Source organism: Streptococcus mitis (assembly GCF_047459985.1).
Classification (GTDB): Bacteria; Bacillota; Bacilli; order Lactobacillales; family Streptococcaceae; genus Streptococcus; species Streptococcus mitis_DZ.
In genome coordinates this window covers 1-23,147 of record NZ_JASHHD010000009.1, presented here as the reverse complement: position 1 = coordinate 23,147, position 23,147 = coordinate 1, and the positions used below count along the sequence as shown (strand labels likewise).

Here is a 23,147-nt window from a genome sequence, read left to right as displayed (position 1 = left end):
TAGTATCAGTATAGTCTTCCTATGCGTTCTCAGCAACCACGCACTCTCTGGTAGAAAGGGCCTAAGTGACTTATCTCTATGCATTATTATAGCATGATTGCGAGATTTTTCAAGGTTTTTGTGAAAGTTTTTTGTTTTTTCTTTTTTGTAGAAGATACTTGATTCCAAGACCAGAAGCCATGCCTGCGAGGGCAAAGATTTCATAGGCTAAGAAGTAGAGAAGGATAAATTCTCCGAAAGTAATGATTGTAAAGCAAAAGAGCAATCCAACTCCAATTAACCACCAAACTGAGAACTTGAAACGATAAGAGTAGAATAGTGATACTATGAAAGTCGCCAGTGGAGAAAAGATAATAACGTTGCTGATGAAGAGCTCCTTCAAGATATAGTTTTCAGTAATAGTCCATAATAACAGTTCATAAAGTGGCCAATAAAAGAAAAATATAACCAGATAGTAGGGGAGATATTGAGAGAATTTACGCATGGTAATCACCTCACTTTTCAAGCTGTCTACTTAGATATCCTTCCTATAACTATTATAGCACATTTGCGGTATAGATAGTAAATTAGTTGACAAAGAACCTAGTTATTGGTAGAATAAGAAATGTCGTAAAGACAAATAACTTCTTCTTGGTTACAGGCATGCCAACCTGTCACTCGGATGAAGCCAAATAAAAAGGAGAAACATCATGGCAATCTCAAAAGAGAAAAAAAATGAAATCATTGCACAATATGCACGTCACGAAGGTGATACAGGTTCAGTAGAGGTTCAAGTTGCTGTCCTTACTTGGGAAATCAACCACCTTAACGAACACATCAAACAACACAAAAAAGACCACGCTACTTACCGTGGATTGATGAAGAAAATCGGTCGCCGTCGTAACTTGCTTGCATACTTGCGTAAAAACGACGTTAACCGTTACCGTGAGTTAATCAACTCTCTTGGACTTCGTCGCTAATCTGCTTTATTTTCCACTTACATTGCGTTGTCACCTTACCTCGATATACTCAAGTATAATCTTCGGTTACGGTTCCTAGCACTGTAAGGTAAAATAAACCAGAATGATCTCCCTTCGGGGAGATTTTTTGTTTCACTAACATTTTTGTATAATCTTCGGCTTGCCGCCTAATCTATAAACGCTTTATCCAGCAAGAATCATGATGCTAAGGGCGTAAGAAATCCGTATGAAAATAGGGAAAGGACACAGTGTTCGATGAACACAAGGAGTTTCATCTTTTTCACTAGGATTTTAGCCCGAGCTCAAATCAGCTCTCTGACTTCAGAGGACTTTTTTGTGTGCATTTTTCTAGTCTTGCTCATGATTTAGAAATGTGGTATACTATTTATTAAAATTGTCTAAATTTTTAATTTTTGTTAAAGGAGGGGTTCATGCTTTCCAAATTTTATGGAAACCATCAAAACCTGAGATATTTTTTTCTCCTTGCTATTTTGCTAGGAGCATTGGGAATTTCTATGTTTCTAGCTGTTTCTATGGGTTCAGTTCAAATTAGCTTGAGTGATACTTATCGGATTATTTTGAGTAAGATGGGGGCCCCTCTGGATATAGGAGAACTTTCGAAGTCTACACTTGCTATTGTTTGGAATATGAGATTACCACGGGTTTTTCTTGGTTTGATAGTTGGTGCTGGTCTTTCCATGTGTGGCAGTGTCATGCAGTCAACGGTCAACAATCCAATTGCAGAGCCCTATGTATTAGGAATTTCAGCTGGGGCAACCTTTGGAGCAACTTTGAGTATTATTCTTGGATTTAAAGTTATGATTGGTCTAGGATCTTTCCTCGGAGCGATTTTAGCAACAGTTGCAGTTCTACTCATCGCATCCATGCAGGGTAGGATGACAACTTCTAGCTTAATCTTATCGGGTACTGTAGTGAATGCCCTATTTTTGGCTTTTTCAAACTTTATTATCTCTATTGGGGCCAATGCTGATAGCGTTATGACCATCAAGTTTTGGACCATGGGTTCTTTAGCGGGAACCTCTTGGGGACACTTAACGTTGCCAACTATAATCGTGGGAATCGCCTTTTTATTTTTCTCTACACAATACCGTGTTTTCAATGCCATGATGATGGGAGATGAGGCGGCCTTGACTTTGGGAATTCCCTTGCGTTTATACTGGTATCTCTATGTGACGATTGTAGCTGTGATGACAGCTATCTTGGTATCGACCTGTGGGATCATCGGTTTTGTCGGTTTGATTACACCGCATTTGGCTCGAAGTTTGGTTGGTACAAATTATAGAAGGCTTTTTCCAATTGCAACCTTGCTAGGTGCCCTCTTTGTCATCTGGGCAGATGTACTATCTCGTATCATCATTCCAAACGCAGAGCTTCCTATTGGTATTTTCACAGCCTTAGTAGGTGCCCCCTTCTTTATCTACATGGTTGGAGGTAGGCGAAGGGAGGTGAGGGGCTGATATGGATTTGATTTGTCAGGATATCCACTTTGGACTAGGAGAGAAAAAAATCCTAAAAGGAGTTTCTCTTAAGGTTGAAGGGAATCAATTTCACACGATACTAGGACCAAATGGAAGCGGGAAAACCAGTCTACTTAAACTCCTTTATCGTCAGGAAAAGGCGGATAAAGGCTTGATAAGCTTAGATGGAAACCCTTTGGAGCATTGGTCACTCAAAGAAACAGCCAAGCAAATGGCAGTTGTCACCCAGTTCAATCAATTGCAGTTTGATTGTACAGTTGAAGAAATTGTCTTGCTGGGAAGAACTCCCCACCTGTCTTTTTTAGAGAAGGAAAGGGACAGGGATTTTACGCTCGTTCAAGATGCCCTCGTTAAGGTGGATATGCTCGAGAAGAAAACTCGTCTTTATTCGTCCCTGTCGGGGGGAGAGAAACAGCGAGTCTTGTTAGCACGCGCCTTGGCGCAAGAACCGACACTCTTGCTCTTAGATGAACCGACCAATCATTTGGATATCAAGTATCAGCTAGACTTACTGGCCATTGTCAAGGAACTCAAGATTAATGTACTAGCTGTCTTGCATGATATTCAGCTAGCTTGTCGCTATTCGGATTATCTCTATCTGATGAAAGAGGGGGAAATCCTTTATCAGGGGACTCCGCAAGAGACCATCACACCCGAGTCTTTGCAGGCTGTCTATGGCGTTCAAAGTAAGGTCACTTGGACAGAAGATCAGCAAGCCATGATTCACTATTTATAAAAATAAAAAAGGAAAGTAAAAAATGAAAAAATCACTTAGTATTTTGCTCCTAACAGTAGCTACCTTAACTTTGGCAGCTTGTGGCAACACTTCTAAAGAAACATTAACTGCACCAGCTACAACAGAAGCCAGTCCAAAAGCTAGTACGGAAACCAGCTATCCTGTAACCATCAAAACTTATGATGCCAAAGGAAACGAAGTCGAACAAGTCTTTGAAAAGGCACCTGAAAAGGTCATCACCAACAACCTCTCAACAACTGAAATCCTACTTGAACTCGGTTTGCAAGATAAAATTGCTGGCATGCTCAATCCTGATAATGCTGTAACTGGTAAATACAAGGATGCTATTGAAGCCATCCCTCACATTGGCGATAAAAAATCTGTCTCACAAGAAACAGTTCTTTCTTATGAACCAGATGCCTTGATGGGACGCAACATGATGTTTTCTGAAAAGTCAATGGGAACCATTAGTGCTTGGAATGAAAATAAAATCCCTGTTTATACGCAAAAAGCTTCACTTTCAACTATCCAACAAGATTTAGGAAATATCGTAGAAGATGTGAAGAATCTTGGTACCATTTTCAATGTCCAAGACAAGGCTAACCAATATGCCGAGCAATTACAAGCTAAAATCGATGCGGTTAAAAAAGCCAACCCAGAAACACAGGGTGAAAAGAAAAAAGCTCTGATTATGGTGGCCTACAATGACGAAACCTTTGGTGCCTACAAGTCAGCCCTTCAAGAAAGTTTGCTCAACCAACTTGGTTATACCAATGTTGCAACAGGAACTTCTGGTTTGACCTTGGAAAATCTAGTATCAATGGATCCAGAGTTGATTATCTATGTAACGAGCGACCGTAATCAAAAGTTAGATGAAAAAGCAGTGGATTTGATGAAGGCAAATACTGTTTTGGAAAATGTCCCAGCAATCAAAAATCAAAAAATCATGACCATCTCTTACGATGAGTTGATGGATTACGGTCCTGCAGTGATTGATTCCCTTGAGAAAATCAATGACTTTATCAAGCAATAAGGAGTTTAACTGGGAAGGGATTCAAGTGAGGATCAGTCTTCCTTCAAACTATGATCCTCAACAAGCCTACCCAATGATTCTTTTAAATGATGGGCAATTGGACTATTTGTCAGACCTATCCCAATCTGTAATTTTGGTGGGTTTGATCCCAGAAAATCGCCTAGATGACTTTACACCTTGGCAGGCATCTGCTCTGAGAGATGGAGCTCCAGATTTTGGTGGTCAGGCAAATACCTATCATGATCTTTTATTTGGGGGTCTTTTAGACAAGTTGCAGTCGCTTTATCGTTTGGATGAAGCACGTCTTGCCTACGGAGGTTACTCACTAGGTGGTTTGGTGGCAGTTTACAGTCTTTTCAGCTTTGACAAGGTATCCTGTGTCTTCTCCATCTGCGGTTCCTTTTGGTATCCTGATTTTGTGGCTTACTGCAAGGAAAAGAAAGTGGAAAATCTAGACTGTTTGCTGTATTTACAAAATGGTCAAACAGAAGGAGCCCATCATACCAATAGCTTGGCCCAAGCACCAGCCTATGCTGAGCAGATTCATACCAGTCTTCAGAAATGCTATCCGAATGGTCAGTTTGTTTTTGATCCTTATGGACACCATGAGCAAGTAGCTGAACGATTTCTAGCCTTTTCCAACTGGTTGGCCCAAGAATGGGAAATCGAATAAAATAATTATCCCCTGGTAAAAGCCAAGGGATAATTGTATTTTTTAACCAAGAGCCTCTCTCTTCTTATCTGGATTCCAGATAAAGCTTGCGATGAAGCTAAAGATGATGGTTAGGATAGCGAGGATAATGGCAAGGATAAGGGCAGGGATGCGGATAAACCACCAGAGTGGGTTTGGTTTTTTATCATTGTGCCATTGTTTCGTTTCTTGGTCCAGACGTTGAAATTCTACTTGGATACGATTGGCGACTGTTTCAATGCCTTCATCATTCATTTTCTTGATATCTGAGATATCGATTGGATTTCCAAAGTTCATATCGACACGTTCACGGTTAATCAAGCCTTTTAAGGTCATAGGCCCTGTATAGGTAACAGGCATGATACGAACCTTGGCCATCTTGGCAATCAAGGCTACGCCCCCCTTGACATCGTTTGAGTGACGGCTCCCACTTGGAAACATGATGAGAGAGCGGTTACTTTTTTTGAGGACGTTGATAGGATATTTGATGGCAGAAGCGCTAGGATTTTCACGGTCGATAGGAAAGGCACCACACATACGAATCCACCAACCAAAGATACGGTTGCTAAAGAGTTCTTTTTTGGCCATAAAGATAAATTGTTTTGGCTTGGTCGCAAAGGCCATATAAACAGGATCCCACCAAGTGCGATGAGGCGCAACTAGAATATAATTTTCATCTTGATTAGGAATTTTATCAGTATTATGATAGTGGGCATTGCCATTGATGGACCATAGGAGCAATACAACCAATCCACGTAAATAAGTATAAAACATGCGATCTCCTTCGATTCTTTTCTTGTTATTATTATACCCTATCAAAGGATGGCTGGCAAACTTTTCCATTGGCTAGGTGCATATTTAGGATGAGATTAGAATTCTTTTAGAAAAAATGATATGATAGAATTTATGGATAAAAATAAGATTATGGGATTAACCCAAAGAGAAGTCAAGGAAAGACAGGCTAAGGGCTTGGTCAATGATTTTACTGCTTCGGCTAGTACTAGCACTTGGCAAATCATCAAACGAAATGTCTTTACCCTTTTTAATACTTTGAACTTTGCCATTGCTTTGGCACTAGCCTTTGTGCAGGCTTGGAGCAATCTGGTCTTCTTTGCTGTTATCTGCTTTAACGCTTTTTCTGGAATTGTGACCGAGCTACGGGCCAAACACATGGTGGACAAGCTCAATCTTATGACCAAGGAAAAGGTTAAAACCATTCGTGATGGTCAAGAAGTGGCTCTGAATCCGGAAGAATTGGTGCTAGGAGATGTCATTCGTTTGTCTGCAGGAGAGCAGATTCCCAGTGATGCCATTGTATTAGAAGGTTTTGCTGAAGTCAACGAAGCCATGTTAACGGGTGAGAGTGACTTGGTGCAAAAGGAAGTAGAAGACTTAATGCTGTCAGGTAGCTTCCTTGTCAGTGGTTCTGTCTTTGCCAAGGTCAAGCATGTGGGGGCGGACAACTACGCAGCTAAGCTCATGCTTGAAGCCAAGACAGTGAAGCCAATCAACTCGCGTATCATGAAATCGCTGGACAAACTAGCAGGTTTTACTGGGAAGATTATCATTCCTTTTGGTCTGGCTCTCTTGCTAGAAGCCTTGCTTTTAAAAGGCTTGCCTCTCAAGTCATCCGTTGTAAATTCATCGACAGCTCTTTTAGGAATGTTGCCCAAGGGAATTGCCCTTTTGACTATTACTTCTTTGTTGACTGCGGTGATTAAGCTGGGCTTGAAAAAGGTCTTGGTTCAGGAGATGTACTCTGTTGAGACCTTGGCGCGCGTGGATATGCTCTGTTTGGACAAGACGGGCACCATCACCCAAGGAAAGATGCAGGTGGAGGCCGTTCTTCCTTTGACCGAAGAGTATGGAGAGCTAGCGCTGGCTAGCATCTTGGCCAGTTATATGGCTCATAGTGAAGATAAAAATCCAACAGCCCAAGCTATTCGAAAGCGTTTTGTGGGGGAAGTTACTTATCCTATGATTTCCAATCTTCCTTTCTCAAGTGACCGCAAGTGGGGTGCTATGGAGTTAGAGGGTCTGGGGACAGTTTTCTTAGGGGCACCTGAGATGTTGCTGGACTCTGAAGTCCCAGAAGCCAGAGAGGCCTTGGAGAGAGGGTCACGTGTCTTGGTCTTAGCCCTCAGTCAGGAAAAACTAGACCATCACAAGCCCCAGAAACCTTCTGATATTCAGGCTCTAGCCTTGCTGGAAATCTTGGATCCGATTCGAGAGGGAGCAGCAGAGACGCTGGACTATCTTCGTTCTCAGGAAGTGGGATTGAAAATTATCTCTGGTGATAATCCAGTCACCGTTTCAAGTATCGCTCAAAAAGCAGGTTTTGCAGACTATCACAGCTATGTAGATTGTTCGAAGATTACTGATGAAGAATTGATAGCCATGGCTGAGGAAACAGCCATTTTCGGACGTGTTTCACCGCATCAAAAGAAACTGATTATCCAAACTCTGAAAAAAGCAGGCCACACCACTGCTATGACAGGAGATGGTGTCAATGATATTCTAGCTCTCCGTGAGGCAGATTGTTCCATCGTGATGGCTGAGGGAGACCCGGCAACACGGCAGATTGCCAATTTGGTTCTCTTGAACTCAGACTTTAATGATGTTCCTGAGATTCTCTTTGAAGGTCGTCGTGTGGTCAATAACATTGCCCACATTGCACCGATTTTCTTGATTAAGACGATTTATTCCTTCTTGCTCGCGGTGATTTGTATTGCCAGCGCTCTTCTGGGACGGTCTGAATGGATCTTGATTTTCCCTTTCATTCCAATCCAGATTACCATGATTGACCAGTTCGTGGAAGGGTTCCCACCATTCGTTCTGACTTTTGAGCGAAATATCAAGCCTGTCGAGCCAAACTTCCTCAGAAGATCCATGCTTCGTGCTCTACCAAGTGCTCTCATGGTTGTGTTCAGCGTTCTTTTTGTGAAAATATTTGGAAGTAGCCAAGGTTGGTCTGAGTTAGAAATTTCAACTCTACTCTATTATCTCTTGGGGTCAATTGGTTTCTTATCTGTATTTAGAGCCTGCATGCCATTTAGCTTGTGGCGTGTGCTATTGCTTATTTGGTCAGTTGTAGGTTTCCTTGGAACAGCTCTATTCCCAAGAATCCAAAAATTGCTTGAAATTTCAACACTTACAGCACAAACACTACCAGTCTATAGCGTCATGATGTTCATCTTTATTGTGATTTTCATCCTGACAAGTCGTTATCAAATGAGAAAATAAAGAAAGGCTGCAATCGATGGTTGCAGTCTTTTTTGGTGTAAGATTGAAGGTTGAAATATGGTATAATAGAACTAATAGTAATTCGGAAAGTGAGAAAAAATGATTTCAAAGAGATTAGAAACGGTAGCTTCCTTTGTGCCTCAAGGAGCCGTTTTGCTGGATGTGGGAAGTGACCATGCTTATCTACCGATTGAATTAGTTGAAAAAGGTCACATCGAGCGTGCCATTGCAGGTGAGGTCGTAGAAGGTCCCTACCAATCTGCAATCAAAAATGTCAAAGAACATGACTTGGTAGAAAAAATACAAGTCAGACTCGCCAATGGCTTATCAGCTTTCGAAGAAAGTGACCAGGTCTCTGTAATCACTATTGCAGGAATGGGAGGTCGTTTGATAGCTTCAATATTAGAAGAGGGATTGGATAAACTAGCCAATGTTGAGCGTTTAATCCTCCAGCCCAATAATCGTGAAGATGATTTGCGTCTCTGGTTGCAAGATCATGATTTTCAGATTGTAGCAGAATGTATCCTAGAAGAAGCTGGTAAATTTTATGAAATTCTAGTGGTGGAAGCTGGACAAATGAAGTTATCAGCCAGTGATGTCCGCTTTGGACCTTTCTTGTCCAAAGAAGTCAGTCCAGTATTTGTACAAAAATGGCAAAAAGAAGCTGAGAAGTTAGAGTTCGCCCTAGGACAAATCCCTGAAAAAAATCTGGAGGAACGTCAAGTTCTTGTAGATAAAATTCAAGCCATCAAGGAGGTTCTCCATGCTAGCAAGTGAAGTAATTAGCGCATATGAAGCCTTTTGTCCTCAGGAATTTTCTATGGAGGGAGACAGTCGAGGCCTGCAAATTGGCACTTTAGACAAGGATATCCAAAGGGTCATGGTGGCTCTCGATATTCGTGAAGAGACGGTGGCTGAAGCCATTGAAAAGGATGTGGACTTGATTATCGTCAAGCACGCGCCAATTTTCCGTCCCATCAAGGACTTGGTAGCCGATCGACCTCAAAATCAGATTTATATCGATTTGATTAAGCACGATATTGCAGTTTACGTCAGTCATACTAACATTGATATCGTTGAAAATGGCCTTAATGACTGGTTCTGCCAGATGTTAGGTATTGAGAATACAACTTATCTGCAGGAAACAGGTCCAGAACGAGGAATTGGACGTATTGGGAATATTCAGCCTCAGACATTTGGGGACTTGGCCCAGCTTGTCAAGCAAGTCTTTGGTCTAGATAGTCTTCGAATGGTGCATTATCAAGAGACTGATTTGCAGAAGCCTATTTCAAGAGTGGCCATCTGTGGTGGAAGTGGGCAGTCATTCTATAAGGATGCTTTAGCAAAGGGGGCAGATGTCTATATTACTGGCGATATTTATTACCACACAGCTCAGGATATGTTGTCTAATGGCTTGTTGGCATTGGACCCAGGCCACTATATCGAAGTGCTTTTTGTAGAAAAAATTGCAGAACTTCTTACTCAATGGAAAGAGGAAAAAAGTTGGACTATTGATATTGTAGCTAGTCAAGCATCAACCAATCCTTTCCACCATATCTAGTTATACTCTTCGAAAATCAAATTCAAACCACGTCAGCTTCCCCTTGCCGTACTCAAGTACAGCCTGCGGCTAGCTTCCTAGTTTGCTCTTTGATTTTTATTGAGTATTAGAAAGTGAAAACAATGAAAAAAGTTGCCATTATTGGAGCAGGGATTGTGGGGGCGACAGCTGCCTACTACCTCTCGAAAGAAAGTGACCTAGAGGTGACCGTCTTTGACCATGGACAAGGGCAGGCTACCAAGGCTGCAGCAGGAATTATCAGTCCTTGGTTTTCAAAACGCCGCAATAAAGCTTGGTACAAGATGGCGCGCTTGGGGGCTGACTTTTATGTGGATTTATTAGCTGATTTAGAGAAGTCAGGGCAAGAAATCGACTTTTACCAGCGTTCGGGAGTCTTTCTCCTGAAAAAGGATGAAAAAAAACTCGAAGAACTCTATCAACTGGCCCTTCAGCGCAGAGAAGAGTCTCCCTTGATAGGGCAATTAGCTATTCTGGATCAAGCATCAGTAAATGAATTATTCCCTGGCTTGCAGGGATTTGACTGCCTGCTTTATGCTTCTGGTGGAGCGAGAGTGGATGGACAACTCTTAGTGACTCGTTTGCTGGAAACCAGTCACATCAAGCTGGTCAAAGAAAAAGTGACTCTGACACCTTTAGCATCAGGCTACCAGATTGGCGAAGAGGTGTTTGATCAGGTTGTTTTGGCGACGGGAGCATGGTTGGGGAACATATTAGAACCCTTAGGTTATGAAGTGGATGTTCGTCCTCAAAAAGGACAACTTAGAGATTATCAGCTTGGTAAAGACATGGAAGCTTACCCTGTTGTTATGCCAGAAGGAGAGTGGGATTTGATTCCTTTTGCAGGTGGGAAATTATCCTTAGGCGCTACTCATGAAAATGGTATGGGATTTGATTTGACAGTAGATGAAACCTTGCTCCGACAAATGGAGGAAGCAGCCTTACCCCACTATCCTAGTTTAGCAGAAGCTACTAGAGCTGGTGAGCGTGTGGGAATCCGTGCCTACACCAGTGATTTCTCACCTTTCTTTGGGCAGGTGCCAGAATTGGCAGGTGTCTATGCGGCTAGTGGGCTAGGTTCATCAGGCCTCACAATAGGTCCTATCATTGGTTACCATCTAGCTCAACTGATTCAAGGCAAGGAGTTGACCTTGGACCCTTTGAACTACTCAATTGAAAACTATGTCAAACGAGTAAAAAGCGAATAAGCATTTTACTGAATTTTTAGCCTCCCCCTCTATGATGGCAAATGACATTCCCTATCAAAAATGGTAAAATAAGAAAAAATAATCCGAGAATCGAGGAAAGAAGATGCAAGAAAAGATTTTGGTAACGGGTGGAGCAGGATTTATCGGTACCCACACTGTTATTGAGTTAATTCAAGCAGGCCATCAGGTTGTTGTGGTGGATAACCTTGTTAATAGTAACAGAAAAAGTTTAGAAGTTGTTGAGAGAATTACAGGAGTTGAAGTGCCTTTCTATGAGGCAGATATCCGCGATACAGATACTCTTCGTGACATTTTCAAACAAGAAGAACCAACAGGGGTCATTCACTTTGCTGGATTGAAGGCTGTCGGTGAATCTACTCGTATTCCTCTTGCCTACTATGATAACAATATCGCTGGAACTGTTAGCCTTTTGAAAGCCATGGAAGAAAACAACTGTAAAAACATTATTTTCAGTTCTTCTGCGACAGTTTACGGAGATCCTCATACAGTGCCAATCTTGGAAGATTTCCCACTTTCAGTGACCAATCCATATGGTCGCACTAAGCTTATGCTTGAGGAAATTTTGACAGATATCTACAAGGCAGACTCAGAATGGAATGTGGTCTTGCTTCGTTATTTCAACCCAATCGGAGCCCATGAGAGTGGTGACTTAGGAGAAAATCCAAACGGTATTCCAAACAACCTCTTGCCATATGTGACTCAAGTAGCCGTTGGTAAACTAGAGCAAGTGCAAGTATTCGGAGACGATTACGATACGGAAGATGGAACTGGTGTTCGTGATTATATCCACGTTGTTGACTTGGCTAAAGGTCACGTTGCAGCACTGAAAAAAATCCAAAAAGATTCGGGTCTAAACGTTTATAACCTTGGGACAGGTAAAGGTTATTCTGTTCTTGAAATTATCCAAAACATGGAAAAAGCAGTGGGACGCCCAATTCCTTACCGCATCGTAGACCGTCGCCCAGGTGATATCGCGGCCTGCTATTCAGATCCTGCAAAAGCCAAAGCAGAACTCGACTGGGAAGCGGAACTCGGCATCACTCAAATGTGTGAAGACGCATGGCGTTGGCAAAGCAAGCATCCAAATGGGTTTGAAGACTAAGATGGTGATGTCAATCATTGTCCCCTGTTTAAATGAAGAGGAAGTACTTCCTCTTTTTTATCAGGCTTTGGAAGCTTTACTTCCAGATTTGGAAACAGAAATCGAGTATGTCTTTGTCGATGATGGATCAAGTGATGGGACCTTGGAACTCTTAAAGTCCTATCGGGAGCAAAATCCAGCAGTGCATTATATTTCTTTCTCGCGAAATTTTGGCAAAGAAGCAGCCCTCTATGCAGGCTTGCAATATGCGACAGGAGATTTAGTGGTGGTGATGGATGCAGACCTCCAAGATCCTCCTAGTATGTTGCTTGAGATGAAAGCTTTACTAGACCAGAATGCAGACTTGGACTGTGTAGGAACACGGAGAACTAGTCGAGAGGGGGAACCTTTCTTTCGCAGTTTCTGTGCTAATCTCTTTTATGGCTTCATGAAAAAGATTAGTCCAGTAGCCCTGCCATCAGGTGTCCGTGATTTTCGCATGATGAGAAGGTCTGTAGTAGATGCCATTTTAAGCTTGACCGAGTCCAATCGTTTTTCGAAGGGACTCTTTGCCTGGGTCGGCTTTAAAACCCACTATCTGGACTATCCTAATGTCGAAAGGCAGGCTGGCAAGACCAGTTGGAGTTTTAGTCAACTCTTTTTCTACTCCATTGAAGGGATTGTCAATTTTTCAGATTTTCCCTTGATTATAGCCTTTGTGGCTGGCCTCCTATCTTGTTTTATTTCTCTGCTTATGACCTTTTTTGTTGTGGTTCGAACCCTCATTTTAGGTAATCCGACATCAGGTTGGACCTCTCTGATGGCTGTCATTCTCTTTCTTGGGGGAATTCAACTCTTGACCATTGGTATTCTTGGCAAGTATATCAGTAAGATTTATCTAGAGACCAAAAAAAGACCACTTTATCTTATCAAAGAAAAAAGTGACCTTCCTGATTTTATAGAAAAAAATAAAGTGAAAAGACTATAATTTTACATGGAAATGTGCTAAACTAGAAGGAGTGGAACGTTCTTGTCGATATTAGAGTTAATCTTTAATCAAGGCACGTGTCGGACAGTTTCTAACAGCTTCTAGGACGTCCTGACTAGGAGAAATTTCTTTTTCTAGTTGATCAGGTTCATCGTAAAAACGCACGATTCCATTATCGTGGTAATCAAATAAATCAGAATAAGTTTGGCAAAGCCCACAGGCAATGCATCGTTCAGGTATAAGTGTGATTTTCATATTTATATTGTAATAAGAAAAGTAAAAAAAAACAAGGAGTAAGGTATGGCAAAAGAACCGTGGCAAGAAGATATTTATGAAAATCAAGAAGAAACAAGATCAGGCCGTCGTAAGAGAGAACAAGGTGGAGGAGTGCTAGCTAACCGTATCTTGACTATTTTAGCAAGTATTTTCTTTGTAATTGTGGTGGTGATGATTATTGTTCTTATCTATCTGTCATCGGGTGGGAGTAATCGCACAGCAGCTTTGAAAGATTTTCATGATTCAGACACAAAAGTAGAGCAAGTTTCTTCTACTTCTAGTAGTTTAGAGCAGGCATCTTCTAGTTCAGAGGAGAAGGTAGAAGAGTCATCTAGTAGCTCAGAACATTCAACTGATCCAGAAGGAACGACAAAAGTCTTAGCTGGAGAAGGAGAAGCAGCCATTGCAGCTCGCGCTGGGATTTCGATTGCTCAGTTAGAAGCCTTAAATCCTAGTCATATGGCTACAGGGTCTTGGTTTGCTAATCCAGGTGATGTTGTCAAAATAAAATAGGAGTTGATATGAAAACAATTCAAATTGCTATTGACGGCCCTGCTTCAAGTGGTAAGAGTACGGTCGCAAAGATCATTGCCAAGGATTTTGGATACACCTACCTAGATACAGGTGCTATGTATCGTGCGGCGACCTATATGGCTCTCAAGAACCAGTTAGGAGTGGAAGAAGTTGAAGCACTTCTAACCTTATTGGACCAGCATCCAATCAGTTTTGGGCGCTCAGAAACTGGAGAACAGCTTGTCTTTGTAGGAGATGTGGATATTACCCATCCCATTCGTGAAAATGAAGTGACCAATCATGTTTCAGCCATTGCGGCAATTCCTGAAGTGCGTGAGAAACTAGTTTCTCTCCAACAAGAGATTGCCCAGCAAGGCGGGATTGTCATGGATGGTCGCGATATTGGAACTGTTGTATTGCCACAAGCAGAATTGAAAATTTTCCTAGTAGCTTCTGTTGATGAACGAGCAGAACGCCGTTACAAAGAAAATATCGCCAAGGGAATTGAAACAGACCTTGAAACCCTAAAAGAGGAAATTGCTGCGCGTGACTACAAGGATAGCCATCGTGAGACTTCGCCTCTCAAACAAGCAGAGGATGCTGTCTACCTTGATACAACTGGTTTGAGCATTCAAGAAGTAGTTGAAAAAATCAAAGCAGAAGCTGAAAAAAGAATGTAAATGTAGAAAAGCCGATAGATTGATATCGGTTTTTTCTAAATTTGTCAAAATGCTGATTTTAAGGTATAATAGTTGCTGTTCGAGAAATTTTGATTTTCAAAGAATAGTGAATGATGATAAGGAGAAACCATGAACAACCTACCAAATTGCCCAAAATGTAACTCAGAGTATGTCTACGAAGACGGTGCCCTACTGGTTTGCCCAGAGTGTGCTCATGAGTGGAATCCTGCTGAAGTTGCAGATGTAGAAGAGGGAGTTGTTGCTATCGATGCCAACGGAAATAAATTGGCTGACGGTGATACAGTAACTCTCATCAAGGACTTGAAAGTAAAAGGTGCGCTAAAAGATTTGAAACAAGGGACGCGCGTGAAAAATATCCGCATCGTAGAAGGCGACCACAATATTGACTGTAAAATCGATGGCTTTGGTGCCATGAAACTTAAATCAGAGTTTGTGAAGAAAATTTAAGCATGTCAAAGAACTACAAACTTATATTTTATAGCCGTATCTTCTTGTTTCTAGCGGCTTTTACGGGAGTTTATCTTGAAATTGCCAAGCATGGTGGATTTGGGATGCTTCTCTATTACACGGTTCTGTCAAATCTTTTAGTAGCGATTTTTACGCTCTATCTCCTAAAGGCTATGAGCCGTTTAGGTGAAAATTGGCAAAGGCCAAGTCTCTTGCGCTTAAAAGGTGGGGTCACCATGAGTATCATGATTACCTGTGTGATTTACCATTTCCTCTTAGCGCCCATTGCGACTAATTTTTATACTCTAGAAAATTTCCTTTGCCACTATATCGTTCCCCTCTGGTTTTTAGCAGATACCCTCTTTTTTGATAAACAGGGTCAATACAAGATTTGGGATCCAGTTGTCTGGACGATTTTACCCTTGCTGTATATGATTTTTGCTCTTTTCAATGGTTTGGTTTTAAAACTCAATATTCCAAATGCCAAGGATAATCCTTTCCCTTATTTCTTTTTGAATGTGAACAAGGGTTGGAATATTGTGTTTAAGTGGTGTCTGATTATCTTTGTTGCCTATATGGTGGCAGGATTTATCTTCTACTTTATTAAGCAAATCAAGAGAAAATCATCCTAATACTCTTCGAAAATCTCTTCAAACCACGTCAACGTCCATCTGCAACCTCAAAACAGTGTTTTGAGCAACCTGCGGCTAGTTTTCTAGTTTGCTCTTTGATTTTCATTGAGTATAAGACACAAGGGATTCATTTTCTAGTTTAAGAAGGAGTCTATATACCAATGAGACTTCTTCTTTTCTTGCTTATTTGATGACTATCCAAAAAGTAGAAGATTAAGAGAAATATAGAAAGAGATTTCATGAAACAATTTTTAGAACGGGCCAGTATTTTGGCTCTCTCCCTCGTTTTGATTACATCCTTTTCCATCTCGAGTGCTCTACCAGCCATGTTTGACTATTATCAAGGATATCCTAAGGAACAAATTGAGCTCTTGGCGAGCTTGCCATCCTTTGGAATCATGATTATGTTGCTACTAAATGGCTTCTTAGAAAAAATATTTCCTGAGCGCTTACAGATTAGTTTGGGCTTGTTGATTTTATCACTGAGTGGAACGGCTCCTTTCTGGTATCAAGCCTATCCCTTTGTCTTTGGGACACGGATTCTTTTTGGTTTGGGAGTTGGGATGATCAATGCTAAGGCTATTTCGATTATCAGTGAACGTTATCAAGGAAAAACGAGAATTCAGATGCTAGGGTTACGCGGTTCTGCAGAGGTTGTCGGAGCTTCTCTCATTACCTTGGCAGTCGGTCAGTTGTTGGCCTTTGGTTGGACAGCTACCTTCCTAGCCTATAGTGCTGGATTTTTGGTGCTGACCCTATATCTGCTCTTTGTTCCTTATAGAAAAGAAAAGAAAGAAATCAAGAAAAAAGAGAAGGAAGCAAGTCGCTTAACTCGGGAAATGAAAGGCTTGATTTTTATCCTAGCCATTGAAGCGGCAGTTGTAGTTTGTACCAATACGGCTATTACTATTCGTATTCCAAGCTTGATGGTGGAAAGAGGACTTGGAGATGCCCAGTTATCTAGTTTTGTTCTTAGTGTCATGCAGTTGATCGGGATTGTGGCTGGTGTGAGTTTTTCTTTTTTGATTTCTATCTTTAAAGAGAAACTGCTCCTCTGGTCTGGTATTACCTTCGGCTTAGGGCAAATCGTGATCGCCCTGTCTCCATCCTTGTGGGTGGTAGTAGCAGGAAGCATTCTTGCTGGATTTGCCTACAGTGTAGCCTTGACGACGGTCTTTCAACTTGTTTCTGAACGAATTCCAGCTAAACTCCTCAATCAAGCAACCTCATTTGCGGTTTTAGGCTGTAGTTTCGGAGCCTTTACGACTCCATTCGTTCTAAGTGCAATTGGCATGGTTACTCAAAACGGGATGCTAGTCTTTACCATCTTAGGATGTTGGTTGATTGTAACCTCTATCTTTGTCATGTACCTACTTCAAAAGAGAGCTTAGGATTGGTTTCCTAAGTTTTTCTTTTTGTAAATTCTGTACCCATACAGTTGTAAATTTTATACCTTGTTACGAGGCTATTTTCTTGATAAAATAGAAGTTATGACGAGATATAAAGCAACTATTTCCTATGATGGTTATGCCTTTGCTGGTTTTCAGCGCCAGCCTCATGCGCGTAGCGTTCAGGAGGAAATTGAAAAAACCTTGACTAGATTGAATAAAGGGCAAGCCATTACTGTTCACGGTGCTGGTAGGACAGATAGTGGGGTTCATGCTCTAGGACAGGTCATTCATTTTGACCTGCCTTATCAAATGGATGAGGAGAAGCTTCGTTTTGCTTTGGACACTCAATCACCTGAAGATATTGATGTGATTTCGATTGAGCTTGTGGCGGATGATTTTCATTGCCGTTATGCCAAGCATAGCAAGACCTATGAGTTTATTGTGGATAGGGGGCGTCCCAAAAATCCTATGCGCCGTCATTATGCTACTCACTTTCCTTATCTGCTTGATGTGGAACGGATGCAGATTGCAATCAAAAAGCTAGAGGGAACACATGATTTTACCGGATTTACAGCCTCTGGGACTAGTGTAGACGATAAGGTTCGCACCATCACAGAAGCTAGTTTAACAGTCGATGAGACAGGCCAGTTTTTGACCTTTACCTTTTCAGGAAATGGCTTCTTGTATAAGCAGATTCGCAATATGGTGGGTACACTGCTCAAAATTGGAAACAACCGCATGCCAGTAGAGCAGATTGACTTGATTTTGGAGAAGAAGGACAGGCAACTTGCAGGTCCGACGGCAGCACCAAATGGTTTGTATTTAAAGGAGATTCGTTATGAAGAATAATCGTATTTTAGCACTTTCTGGAAATGATATTTTTAGTGGTGGTGGATTGTCCGCTGATTTGGCTACCTATACCTTGAATGGCTTGCATGGCTTTGTAGCAGTGACTTGTTTGACAGCCTTGACAGAAAAAGGATTTGAGGTCTTTCCAACTGACGATATCATTTTTCAACATGAATTAGATAGCTTGCGTGATGTGGAGTTTGGGGGAATTAAGATTGGTCTTCTCCCTACTGTCAGTGTAGCTGAGAAGGCCTTGGACTTTATCAAACAACGTCCAGGAGTGCCTGTGGTGCTGGATCCTGTCCTGGTCTGCAAGGAAACGCACGATGTAGCTGTAAGTGAACTCTGCCAAGAGCTGATTCGCTTTTTCCCTCATGTCAGTGTGATTACGCCTAATCTCCCAGAAGCAGAATTATTAGCTGGTCAGGAAATTAAAACCTTGGAAGACATGAAGGCTGCAGCGCAGAAATTACATGCCTTAGGAGCACCAGCAGTCATTATCAAGGGAGGCAATCGCCTTAGTCAGGACAAGGCTGTGGATGTCTTTTATGATGGACAAACCTTTATAGTCCTAGAAAATCCCGTTATCCAAGGGCAAAATGCTGGTGCAGGTTGTACCTTTGCCTCTAGCATTGCCAGTCACTTGGTTAAAGGTAATGAACTTTTACCAGCAGTAGAAAGCTCTAAGGCTTTCGTTTATCGTGCTATTGCACAAGCAGATCAGTATGGAGTAAGACAATATGAAGCAAACCAAAACAACTAAAATCGCCTTTGTATCCCTATTAACCGCCCTTTCTGTGGTTCTAGGTTATTTCTTAAAAATCCCAACACCGACAGGTATTCTAACTCTTTTAGATGCGGGTGTCTTCTTTGCGGCCTTCTACTTTGGTAGTCGTGAAGGGGCTGTAGTCGGAGGACTAGCAGGTTTCTTGATTGACCTCTTATCAGGCTACCCTCAGTGGATGTTCTTTAGCTTGCTCAACCATGGCTTGCAGGGATTTTTCGCAGGATTTAAAGGAAAAACTCAGTGGCTAGGTCTTGTCTTAGCAACGATTGCCATGGTAGGGGGCTACGCCTTGGGTTCTACTTTGATGAATGGCTGGGCTGCAGCCCTACCAGAAATCTTACCAAATTTTATGCAAAATATGGTAGGAATGATTGTAGGATTTATTCTTAGTCAAAGTATCAAGAAGATTAAGTAAAGAGGGTGAGCCAAAAGTCTTTTAAATATGAAAAACGCATACTATCAGGTGTTGAAAAACCTTGATAGTATGCGTTTTATTGTGGGAAGATTTTTATACTCTTCGAAAATCAAATTCAAACCACGTCAGCTTCGCCTTGTCGTAGATCTATGTAACTGACTTCGTCAGTTTTATCTACAACCTCAAAGCAATGCTTTGAGCAACCTACGGCTAGCTTCCTAGTTTGCTCTTTGATTTTCATTGAGTATTAAATAATATTAATCAAAATAAAGCAAATCTTTGCTGGTACTTGTAAAGAGGTCAAATCCATCCTTAGTAACAACACCGCAGTCTTCGATACGGACACCGACTTTACCAGGGATATAGATACCTGGTTCAACAGAGAAGCACATGCCTTCTTCGATGACCATGTCGTTTCCTTCCATGATAGATGGGAATTCGTGGACATCCATACCGATACCGTGACCGAGACGGTGGTTGAAGTACTCGCCGTAACCAGCTTTTTCGATGACTTCACGGGCAGCGCGGTCCACTTCATGGGCAGTCACACCTGGCTTGATAAAGTCAAGAGCAGCTTGTTGGGCTTCAAGAGTCAAGTTGTAGATATCTTTCTTGAATTGGTCTGGTTTTCCGACAGCGACTGTACGCGTCATATCTGACGCATAGCCGTTGACTAGAACCCCCAGGTCAAAGAGGAGCAGGGCATCTTTTTCAACTTTATTCGCTCCAGGGATACCGTGTGGATTTGCAGCATTATCACCAGTTAAGACCATGGTATCAAAGCTCATTTCATAGCCTTCACGTTTCATGGCAAAGTCAATTTGAGCGATAATATCTGTCTCAGTCTTATCAAGAGAAATATTGTCAAAACCAACCTTAACAGCCTTGTCCGCATAGAGACCTGCAACCATCATTTTTTGCACTTCGTCAGCTGATTTAATCAAGCGCATGCGTTGGATTAATGGAGTTAAGTTCTCAAACTCAGCTGTTTCAAAGACTGTTTTCAAGCCATGATATTTAGTCAAGATGAGATTGTCAAACTCAACTGCTACACGTTTGAAATCAAACTCTGGCAAGGCGTTTTGGATTTTTTTCCAAGGGTTTTCAGAGTCTACATAACCAACAACTGGGAAAGAGACAGTGCTAGTCGCACGTTCAACCTCAAGTGCTGGAACGAAGAGAAGCGGTTCCTGATCTGCAAGGACAAAAAGGAACATTTGACGTTCGTGTGGATCACTGTAAAAGCCAGTGAGGTAATTGATTGTGACGGGGTCAGATACGACAGCGACGTCTAGCTTTTCTGATTCAAGATATGTTAGGATTTGTTGTAATTTAGACATATGCTACCTTCTTTCTACCCCTCTATTTTTGCAAAATTTAGGAGAAAATGCAAGGGAGAAGGGGAAAAGAAACTAAAAAAATTCCAACAGCTAATAGCATGTTGGAAACTAAATATTAATTGAAGTCTGCCTTGCTTTTAACATCGCTGTATTCTTCAGCAACTTCTTGGCTAAGGATATCCTCATAAGCTGGAAGATCGATGTCCTGACCATATTTTTTCTTAAGAGCAGTAGTGACCAATCGATAGGCTAGGTTGGCATTACGAGATAAGATAGGCCCGTGGAAATAAGAACCGAAAACATTTTTATAGTGAACACCTTCACCGACCTTTTCTTCGTTGTTTCCATTACCGTAAACAACCTGACCTAGTGGTTTTTGGTCATCTGAGAGGAAGGTACGGCCTTGATGATTTTCAAATCCATAGTAGGTTTCATCGAATTCTTCATTATGAATTTTAATGTCACCGATAAAACGGTTATTGGTTTGGTTGAGTGTATAGTGTCCCATAACACCTAAACCTTCGATACGTCTTCCAGAAGCTTCGATATAGTATTGGCCTAATAGTTGGAAGCCACCACAGATAGCAAGGACAACACCATCATTTTGGATAAAGTTATCGATGCTTTCTTTTTTAGCAGGTAAATCACTAGCAATGATGCTCTGTTCAAAGTCTTGACCACCACCAAAAAAGGCGATATCATAGTGATTTTCATCGAAATCATCATGGAGTGAAACGATGTCAACTGTTACATGGGCACCAAGTTTTTCAGCTACATACTTGAGCATGAGGATGTTCCCATTATCTCCGTAGGTATTCATGAGATTACCATAGAGGTGGGCGATATTTAGTTGATAAGAATAGTTGCCGTCTTTTGAGGAAAGTGAAGTATAAACCATTAGTTCATCTCCTTTCTAACAATCTGACGATTGGCTAGCAGTTCTCGGAATTCCAGCATAGCCGTATAAGTCGCAAGGATATAAGCATGCTTGCAGTCTTGGTTCTCGATAGTCTTGAGGACTTGCTCTAGGCTACTTGTTTCAGTGATCTTGTCAGCTGGATAGCCAGTAACACGTAGACGACGAGCAATTTCAGAATGACGAACTCCACCCGCATTGATTTCAGGAATGTCCATATCAGTAATTTGTTCAAAATCTGCATCCCAGATCCAGCTTGTATCTATTCCGTCCGCATAGTTAGCATTGAGGAGGACAGATAGACTAAATGGGTAAGGAGCTAGTTTGATCATTTCGATGGCCTGGGTAGCACCAACAGGATTCTTGATGAGGACAAGGGTACATTCTTTGTCACCAATCTGGAAGGTTTCTTGGCGACCGAATACTGCACGACTCTTGTCAAATCCTTGTTTAATCAGTTGAGAATCAGCACCTAGGTAACGGGCGATAGCAACTGCAGCCAGAGCGTTGTAGATGTTGTAGAGACCACCTATTTGAATACCATATTCCTGACCGTCAATAACAAAACGAGAACGATTGTTAGTCAACTCAACCAATTCTGTCAGACGGTAGTCCAAGTCAGGACGTTTACATCCACAATTTTCACAGATATAAGCTCCCAAGTTAGCATAAGTATTGAGTTCATATTTCAGAATACTTTGACATTCAGGGCAGAGAATACCTTCAGTATTGTAGTGGGCCAGTTGTGCTGGACCTTTTTCTAGATCAAAACCAAAATACTGAACAGGATTTGAAATTGCAGGCTTGTAGAAAAGCGGACTATCACCGTTCAGCAGAACAGTGGCAGTAGGAACTTTTCGAATAGCGTCCAAAATCATGTTATAGGTCGTATAAATTTCACCGAAGCGATCCATTTGGTCGCGGAAGATATTGGTGATGACGAAGAGACTTGGCTGGATGTAGTCACAGATACGAGAGAGACTAGCTTCATCGATTTCAAGGACAGCGATGTTCTTGCCTGTTTTAGAAGATTTTGCAGTCAAGAAAGTAGTCGTAATCCCTGTGATCATGTTGGCACCACTTGGATTGGTTAACACTTGACCATAAATTTCCTTTAGGATACCGACAGTGAGAGCGGTCGTCAAGGTTTTTCCATTGGTACCAGTTACCACAACGATCTCGTAGTTCTTCGCTAAATGTTGTAAAATATCTTTATCAAATTGAAGGGCAAGTTTTCCAGGCAGCGTACTTCCACGGCCAAGACGGCTCAAAATAAAATGAGAAGAACGCCCAGCCAGAAGGCCCAAAGTATTTTTAAATTTCATGTTTCTATTATATCATAAAAGACGGAAAAGATAGAATTGAGATTTTGGATAAGAAAAAACAACCCTAGGAGGGTTGTTCAGAATGTAGACAAACGTCATTTTTGGCGTTTGTCTTTTTTGCTTTTCAAAAATATTTTGTCTTATCATCTGATATTCCAACCAAAAACCGGATTTAGAACAAAATAAAAAGGGATATTCGCTATCCATTTAACTAATTTTTTAATATTTAAACACGCTAAAGTAAGCCCAACCTTATCCTCCATTTTGGACTTTCCTTTCTCTCTAGTGTATCTCAAATTATGGTACTCCTTAGCCGTCCCAAAGAGTCGTTCAATTGTTTCTTTGCGCTTCTTATAGAGTTCCTTCATTTCTTTTTGGTGACGGATTTCCTCACAAAATTCAAGGTCATCTTTCCAGACATGTCTCGTTACTACTTTTTGAAAATTCTTGCTTTGGGTACAAACGGATAATAAAGGACAGGCAACACATACTTTGGGATTACTCTTATACTCACGGT

At 41.5% G+C, this 23,147-nt stretch carries 26 protein-coding genes; 19 read left to right on the top strand and 7 right to left on the bottom strand.

From position 1 onward, the window contains the following. Positions 1 to 109: 109 nt before the first annotated feature. Positions 110 to 484 carry a hypothetical protein gene (locus tag QM959_RS06265; protein ID WP_247934645.1) on the bottom strand — a complete coding sequence of 125 codons (375 nt, stop codon included), beginning with the start codon at positions 482 to 484 and terminating at the stop codon, positions 110 to 112. A gap of 205 nt (positions 485 to 689) precedes the next feature. Between QM959_RS06265 and rpsO the strand changes: the two genes are divergently transcribed. The 5 genes from rpsO (at position 690) to QM959_RS06240 (ending at position 4,900) form a co-directional block, all read left to right on the top strand. Further along, the gene (gene rpsO, locus QM959_RS06260; RefSeq protein WP_001018251.1) at positions 690 to 959 is read left to right on the top strand and encodes a 30S ribosomal protein S15; all 270 of its coding nucleotides are present in this window, start codon (positions 690 to 692) and stop codon (positions 957 to 959) included. A 431-nt stretch (positions 960 to 1,390) separates the two neighbouring features. Then, entirely contained in the window at positions 1,391 to 2,437 is a 1,047-nt protein-coding gene (locus tag QM959_RS06255; RefSeq protein ID WP_414372134.1) for a FecCD family ABC transporter permease, read from the top strand. 1 nt (position 2,438) lies between these two features. Further along, positions 2,439 to 3,194 (top strand): ABC transporter ATP-binding protein, encoded by a 756-nt coding sequence (locus tag QM959_RS06250; RefSeq protein ID WP_414372132.1) that lies wholly within the window; start codon positions 2,439 to 2,441, stop codon positions 3,192 to 3,194. Positions 3,195 to 3,216: 22 nt separating this feature from the next. Next, positions 3,217 to 4,227: an ABC transporter substrate-binding protein gene (locus tag QM959_RS06245; protein WP_414372130.1), complete on the top strand. Its 1,011-nt coding sequence runs from the start codon at positions 3,217 to 3,219 to the stop codon at positions 4,225 to 4,227. Continuing rightward, positions 4,208 to 4,900 carry an alpha/beta hydrolase gene (locus QM959_RS06240; protein ID WP_414372128.1) on the top strand — a complete coding sequence of 231 codons (693 nt, stop codon included), beginning with the start codon at positions 4,208 to 4,210 and terminating at the stop codon, positions 4,898 to 4,900. The genes QM959_RS06245 and QM959_RS06240 overlap by 20 nt, the downstream gene beginning before the upstream one ends. 42 nt (positions 4,901 to 4,942) lie before the next feature. Here QM959_RS06240 and QM959_RS06235 read toward each other — a convergent pair whose 3' ends face one another. Next, on the bottom strand, positions 4,943 to 5,692 hold the full coding sequence (locus tag QM959_RS06235) for a lysophospholipid acyltransferase family protein (protein WP_414372126.1): 750 nt from the start codon (positions 5,690 to 5,692) through the stop codon (positions 4,943 to 4,945). 132 nt (positions 5,693 to 5,824) lie between these two features. Between QM959_RS06235 and QM959_RS06230 the strand changes: the two genes are divergently transcribed. The 6 genes from QM959_RS06230 to QM959_RS06205 all read left to right on the top strand — a co-directional run bounded on the left by QM959_RS06230 (position 5,825) and on the right by QM959_RS06205 (position 13,038). Next, positions 5,825 to 8,161, top strand: coding sequence for a cation-translocating P-type ATPase (locus QM959_RS06230; protein ID WP_414372192.1), 2,337 nt, complete (start codon positions 5,825 to 5,827; stop codon positions 8,159 to 8,161). Positions 8,162 to 8,260: 99 nt separating this feature from the next. Continuing rightward, the gene (locus QM959_RS06225; RefSeq protein ID WP_414372125.1) at positions 8,261 to 8,938 is read left to right on the top strand and encodes a tRNA (adenine(22)-N(1))-methyltransferase; all 678 of its coding nucleotides are present in this window, start codon (positions 8,261 to 8,263) and stop codon (positions 8,936 to 8,938) included. Further along, complete coding sequence (locus QM959_RS06220; RefSeq protein WP_414372123.1) at positions 8,925 to 9,722, top strand: Nif3-like dinuclear metal center hexameric protein; 798 nt, start codon at positions 8,925 to 8,927, stop codon at positions 9,720 to 9,722. The genes QM959_RS06225 and QM959_RS06220 overlap by 14 nt, the downstream gene beginning before the upstream one ends. Before the next feature lie 122 nt (positions 9,723 to 9,844). Beyond that, positions 9,845 to 10,948 carry an NAD(P)/FAD-dependent oxidoreductase gene (locus QM959_RS06215; protein WP_414372122.1) on the top strand — a complete coding sequence of 368 codons (1,104 nt, stop codon included), beginning with the start codon at positions 9,845 to 9,847 and terminating at the stop codon, positions 10,946 to 10,948. A 103-nt stretch (positions 10,949 to 11,051) separates the two neighbouring features. After that, positions 11,052 to 12,071 carry a UDP-glucose 4-epimerase GalE gene (galE, locus tag QM959_RS06210; RefSeq protein WP_414372120.1) on the top strand — a complete coding sequence of 340 codons (1,020 nt, stop codon included), beginning with the start codon at positions 11,052 to 11,054 and terminating at the stop codon, positions 12,069 to 12,071. 1 nt (position 12,072) lies between these two features. After that, a complete protein-coding gene (locus QM959_RS06205) occupies positions 12,073 to 13,038 on the top strand; it encodes a glycosyltransferase family 2 protein (RefSeq protein WP_414372118.1) in 966 nt (321 codons plus the stop codon). A 57-nt stretch (positions 13,039 to 13,095) separates the two neighbouring features. On the opposite strand, the gene QM959_RS06200 is transcribed toward QM959_RS06205, so the two are convergent. Further along, a complete protein-coding gene (locus QM959_RS06200) occupies positions 13,096 to 13,293 on the bottom strand; it encodes a ferredoxin (RefSeq protein ID WP_414372117.1) in 198 nt (65 codons plus the stop codon). Positions 13,294 to 13,338: 45 nt separating this feature from the next. Here QM959_RS06200 and QM959_RS06195 point away from each other — a divergent pair, with 45 nt between their 5' ends. The 8 genes from QM959_RS06195 (at position 13,339) to QM959_RS06160 (ending at position 19,049) form a co-directional block, all read left to right on the top strand. After that, positions 13,339 to 13,827, top strand: coding sequence for an SAG1386/EF1546 family surface-associated protein (locus tag QM959_RS06195; RefSeq protein WP_414372114.1), 489 nt, complete (start codon positions 13,339 to 13,341; stop codon positions 13,825 to 13,827). A gap of 8 nt (positions 13,828 to 13,835) precedes the next feature. Next, on the top strand, positions 13,836 to 14,507 hold the full coding sequence (cmk, locus tag QM959_RS06190; RefSeq protein WP_414372111.1) for a (d)CMP kinase: 672 nt from the start codon (positions 13,836 to 13,838) through the stop codon (positions 14,505 to 14,507). 129 nt (positions 14,508 to 14,636) lie between these two features. Next, positions 14,637 to 14,975, top strand: coding sequence for a zinc ribbon domain-containing protein YjdM (locus QM959_RS06185; RefSeq protein WP_414372109.1), 339 nt, complete (start codon positions 14,637 to 14,639; stop codon positions 14,973 to 14,975). Between the two features lie 2 nt (positions 14,976 to 14,977). Beyond that, the gene (locus QM959_RS06180) at positions 14,978 to 15,607 is read left to right on the top strand and encodes a Pr6Pr family membrane protein (protein WP_414372107.1); all 630 of its coding nucleotides are present in this window, start codon (positions 14,978 to 14,980) and stop codon (positions 15,605 to 15,607) included. A 239-nt stretch (positions 15,608 to 15,846) separates the two neighbouring features. Continuing rightward, complete coding sequence (locus QM959_RS06175) at positions 15,847 to 16,998, top strand: MFS transporter (protein ID WP_414372106.1); 1,152 nt, start codon at positions 15,847 to 15,849, stop codon at positions 16,996 to 16,998. Between the two features lie 99 nt (positions 16,999 to 17,097). Then, positions 17,098 to 17,847 carry a tRNA pseudouridine(38-40) synthase TruA gene (truA, locus tag QM959_RS06170; protein WP_414372104.1) on the top strand — a complete coding sequence of 250 codons (750 nt, stop codon included), beginning with the start codon at positions 17,098 to 17,100 and terminating at the stop codon, positions 17,845 to 17,847. Continuing rightward, positions 17,837 to 18,610 (top strand): bifunctional hydroxymethylpyrimidine kinase/phosphomethylpyrimidine kinase, encoded by a 774-nt coding sequence (locus QM959_RS06165; protein ID WP_414372102.1) that lies wholly within the window; start codon positions 17,837 to 17,839, stop codon positions 18,608 to 18,610. Before truA ends, QM959_RS06165 begins: the two co-directional genes overlap by 11 nt. After that, complete coding sequence (locus QM959_RS06160; RefSeq protein ID WP_414372100.1) at positions 18,588 to 19,049, top strand: ECF transporter S component; 462 nt, start codon at positions 18,588 to 18,590, stop codon at positions 19,047 to 19,049. Before QM959_RS06165 ends, QM959_RS06160 begins: the two co-directional genes overlap by 23 nt. Positions 19,050 to 19,306: 257 nt before the next feature. On the opposite strand, the gene QM959_RS06155 is transcribed toward QM959_RS06160, so the two are convergent. The 4 genes from QM959_RS06155 to QM959_RS06140 all read right to left on the bottom strand — a co-directional run. Further along, positions 19,307 to 20,389 carry a M24 family metallopeptidase gene (locus tag QM959_RS06155; protein WP_414372098.1) on the bottom strand — a complete coding sequence of 361 codons (1,083 nt, stop codon included), beginning with the start codon at positions 20,387 to 20,389 and terminating at the stop codon, positions 19,307 to 19,309. A 115-nt stretch (positions 20,390 to 20,504) separates the two neighbouring features. Next, a complete protein-coding gene (gatD, locus tag QM959_RS06150) occupies positions 20,505 to 21,287 on the bottom strand; it encodes a lipid II isoglutaminyl synthase subunit GatD (protein WP_414372096.1) in 783 nt (260 codons plus the stop codon). Further along, complete coding sequence (gene murT, locus QM959_RS06145) at positions 21,287 to 22,630, bottom strand: lipid II isoglutaminyl synthase subunit MurT (protein ID WP_414372095.1); 1,344 nt, start codon at positions 22,628 to 22,630, stop codon at positions 21,287 to 21,289. The genes gatD and murT overlap by 1 nt, the downstream gene beginning before the upstream one ends. 143 nt (positions 22,631 to 22,773) lie before the next feature. Continuing rightward, positions 22,774 to 23,147 (bottom strand): transposase (locus tag QM959_RS06140; protein ID WP_414372093.1); only part of this gene is annotated, 374 nt, incomplete at its 5' end.

Coding starts and splice junctions, on each gene's coding strand:
- rpsO (WP_001018251.1), top strand. CDS start 690: ATGGCAATCTCAAAAGAGAAAAAAAATGAAATCATTGCACAATATGCA.
- QM959_RS06160 (WP_414372100.1), top strand. CDS start 18,588: ATGAAGCAAACCAAAACAACTAAAATCGCCTTTGTATCCCTATTAACC.
- QM959_RS06230 (WP_414372192.1), top strand. CDS start 5,825: ATGGATAAAAATAAGATTATGGGATTAACCCAAAGAGAAGTCAAGGAA.
- QM959_RS06185 (WP_414372109.1), top strand. CDS start 14,637: ATGAACAACCTACCAAATTGCCCAAAATGTAACTCAGAGTATGTCTAC.
- truA (WP_414372104.1), top strand. CDS start 17,098: ATGACGAGATATAAAGCAACTATTTCCTATGATGGTTATGCCTTTGCT.
- QM959_RS06180 (WP_414372107.1), top strand. CDS start 14,978: ATGTCAAAGAACTACAAACTTATATTTTATAGCCGTATCTTCTTGTTT.
- murT (WP_414372095.1), bottom strand. CDS start 22,630: ATGAAATTTAAAAATACTTTGGGCCTTCTGGCTGGGCGTTCTTCTCAT.
- QM959_RS06200 (WP_414372117.1), bottom strand. CDS start 13,293: ATGAAAATCACACTTATACCTGAACGATGCATTGCCTGTGGGCTTTGC.
- QM959_RS06225 (WP_414372125.1), top strand. CDS start 8,261: ATGATTTCAAAGAGATTAGAAACGGTAGCTTCCTTTGTGCCTCAAGGA.
- QM959_RS06195 (WP_414372114.1), top strand. CDS start 13,339: ATGGCAAAAGAACCGTGGCAAGAAGATATTTATGAAAATCAAGAAGAA.
- QM959_RS06240 (WP_414372128.1), top strand. CDS start 4,208: ATGACTTTATCAAGCAATAAGGAGTTTAACTGGGAAGGGATTCAAGTG.
- QM959_RS06255 (WP_414372134.1), top strand. CDS start 1,391: ATGCTTTCCAAATTTTATGGAAACCATCAAAACCTGAGATATTTTTTT.
- QM959_RS06265 (WP_247934645.1), bottom strand. CDS start 484: ATGCGTAAATTCTCTCAATATCTCCCCTACTATCTGGTTATATTTTTC.
- QM959_RS06165 (WP_414372102.1), top strand. CDS start 17,837: ATGAAGAATAATCGTATTTTAGCACTTTCTGGAAATGATATTTTTAGT.
- cmk (WP_414372111.1), top strand. CDS start 13,836: ATGAAAACAATTCAAATTGCTATTGACGGCCCTGCTTCAAGTGGTAAG.
- QM959_RS06235 (WP_414372126.1), bottom strand. CDS start 5,692: ATGTTTTATACTTATTTACGTGGATTGGTTGTATTGCTCCTATGGTCC.
- galE (WP_414372120.1), top strand. CDS start 11,052: ATGCAAGAAAAGATTTTGGTAACGGGTGGAGCAGGATTTATCGGTACC.
- gatD (WP_414372096.1), bottom strand. CDS start 21,287: ATGGTTTATACTTCACTTTCCTCAAAAGACGGCAACTATTCTTATCAA.
- QM959_RS06175 (WP_414372106.1), top strand. CDS start 15,847: ATGAAACAATTTTTAGAACGGGCCAGTATTTTGGCTCTCTCCCTCGTT.
- QM959_RS06250 (WP_414372132.1), top strand. CDS start 2,439: ATGGATTTGATTTGTCAGGATATCCACTTTGGACTAGGAGAGAAAAAA.
- QM959_RS06155 (WP_414372098.1), bottom strand. CDS start 20,389: ATGTCTAAATTACAACAAATCCTAACATATCTTGAATCAGAAAAGCTA.
- QM959_RS06205 (WP_414372118.1), top strand. CDS start 12,073: ATGGTGATGTCAATCATTGTCCCCTGTTTAAATGAAGAGGAAGTACTT.
- QM959_RS06215 (WP_414372122.1), top strand. CDS start 9,845: ATGAAAAAAGTTGCCATTATTGGAGCAGGGATTGTGGGGGCGACAGCT.
- QM959_RS06220 (WP_414372123.1), top strand. CDS start 8,925: ATGCTAGCAAGTGAAGTAATTAGCGCATATGAAGCCTTTTGTCCTCAG.
- QM959_RS06245 (WP_414372130.1), top strand. CDS start 3,217: ATGAAAAAATCACTTAGTATTTTGCTCCTAACAGTAGCTACCTTAACT.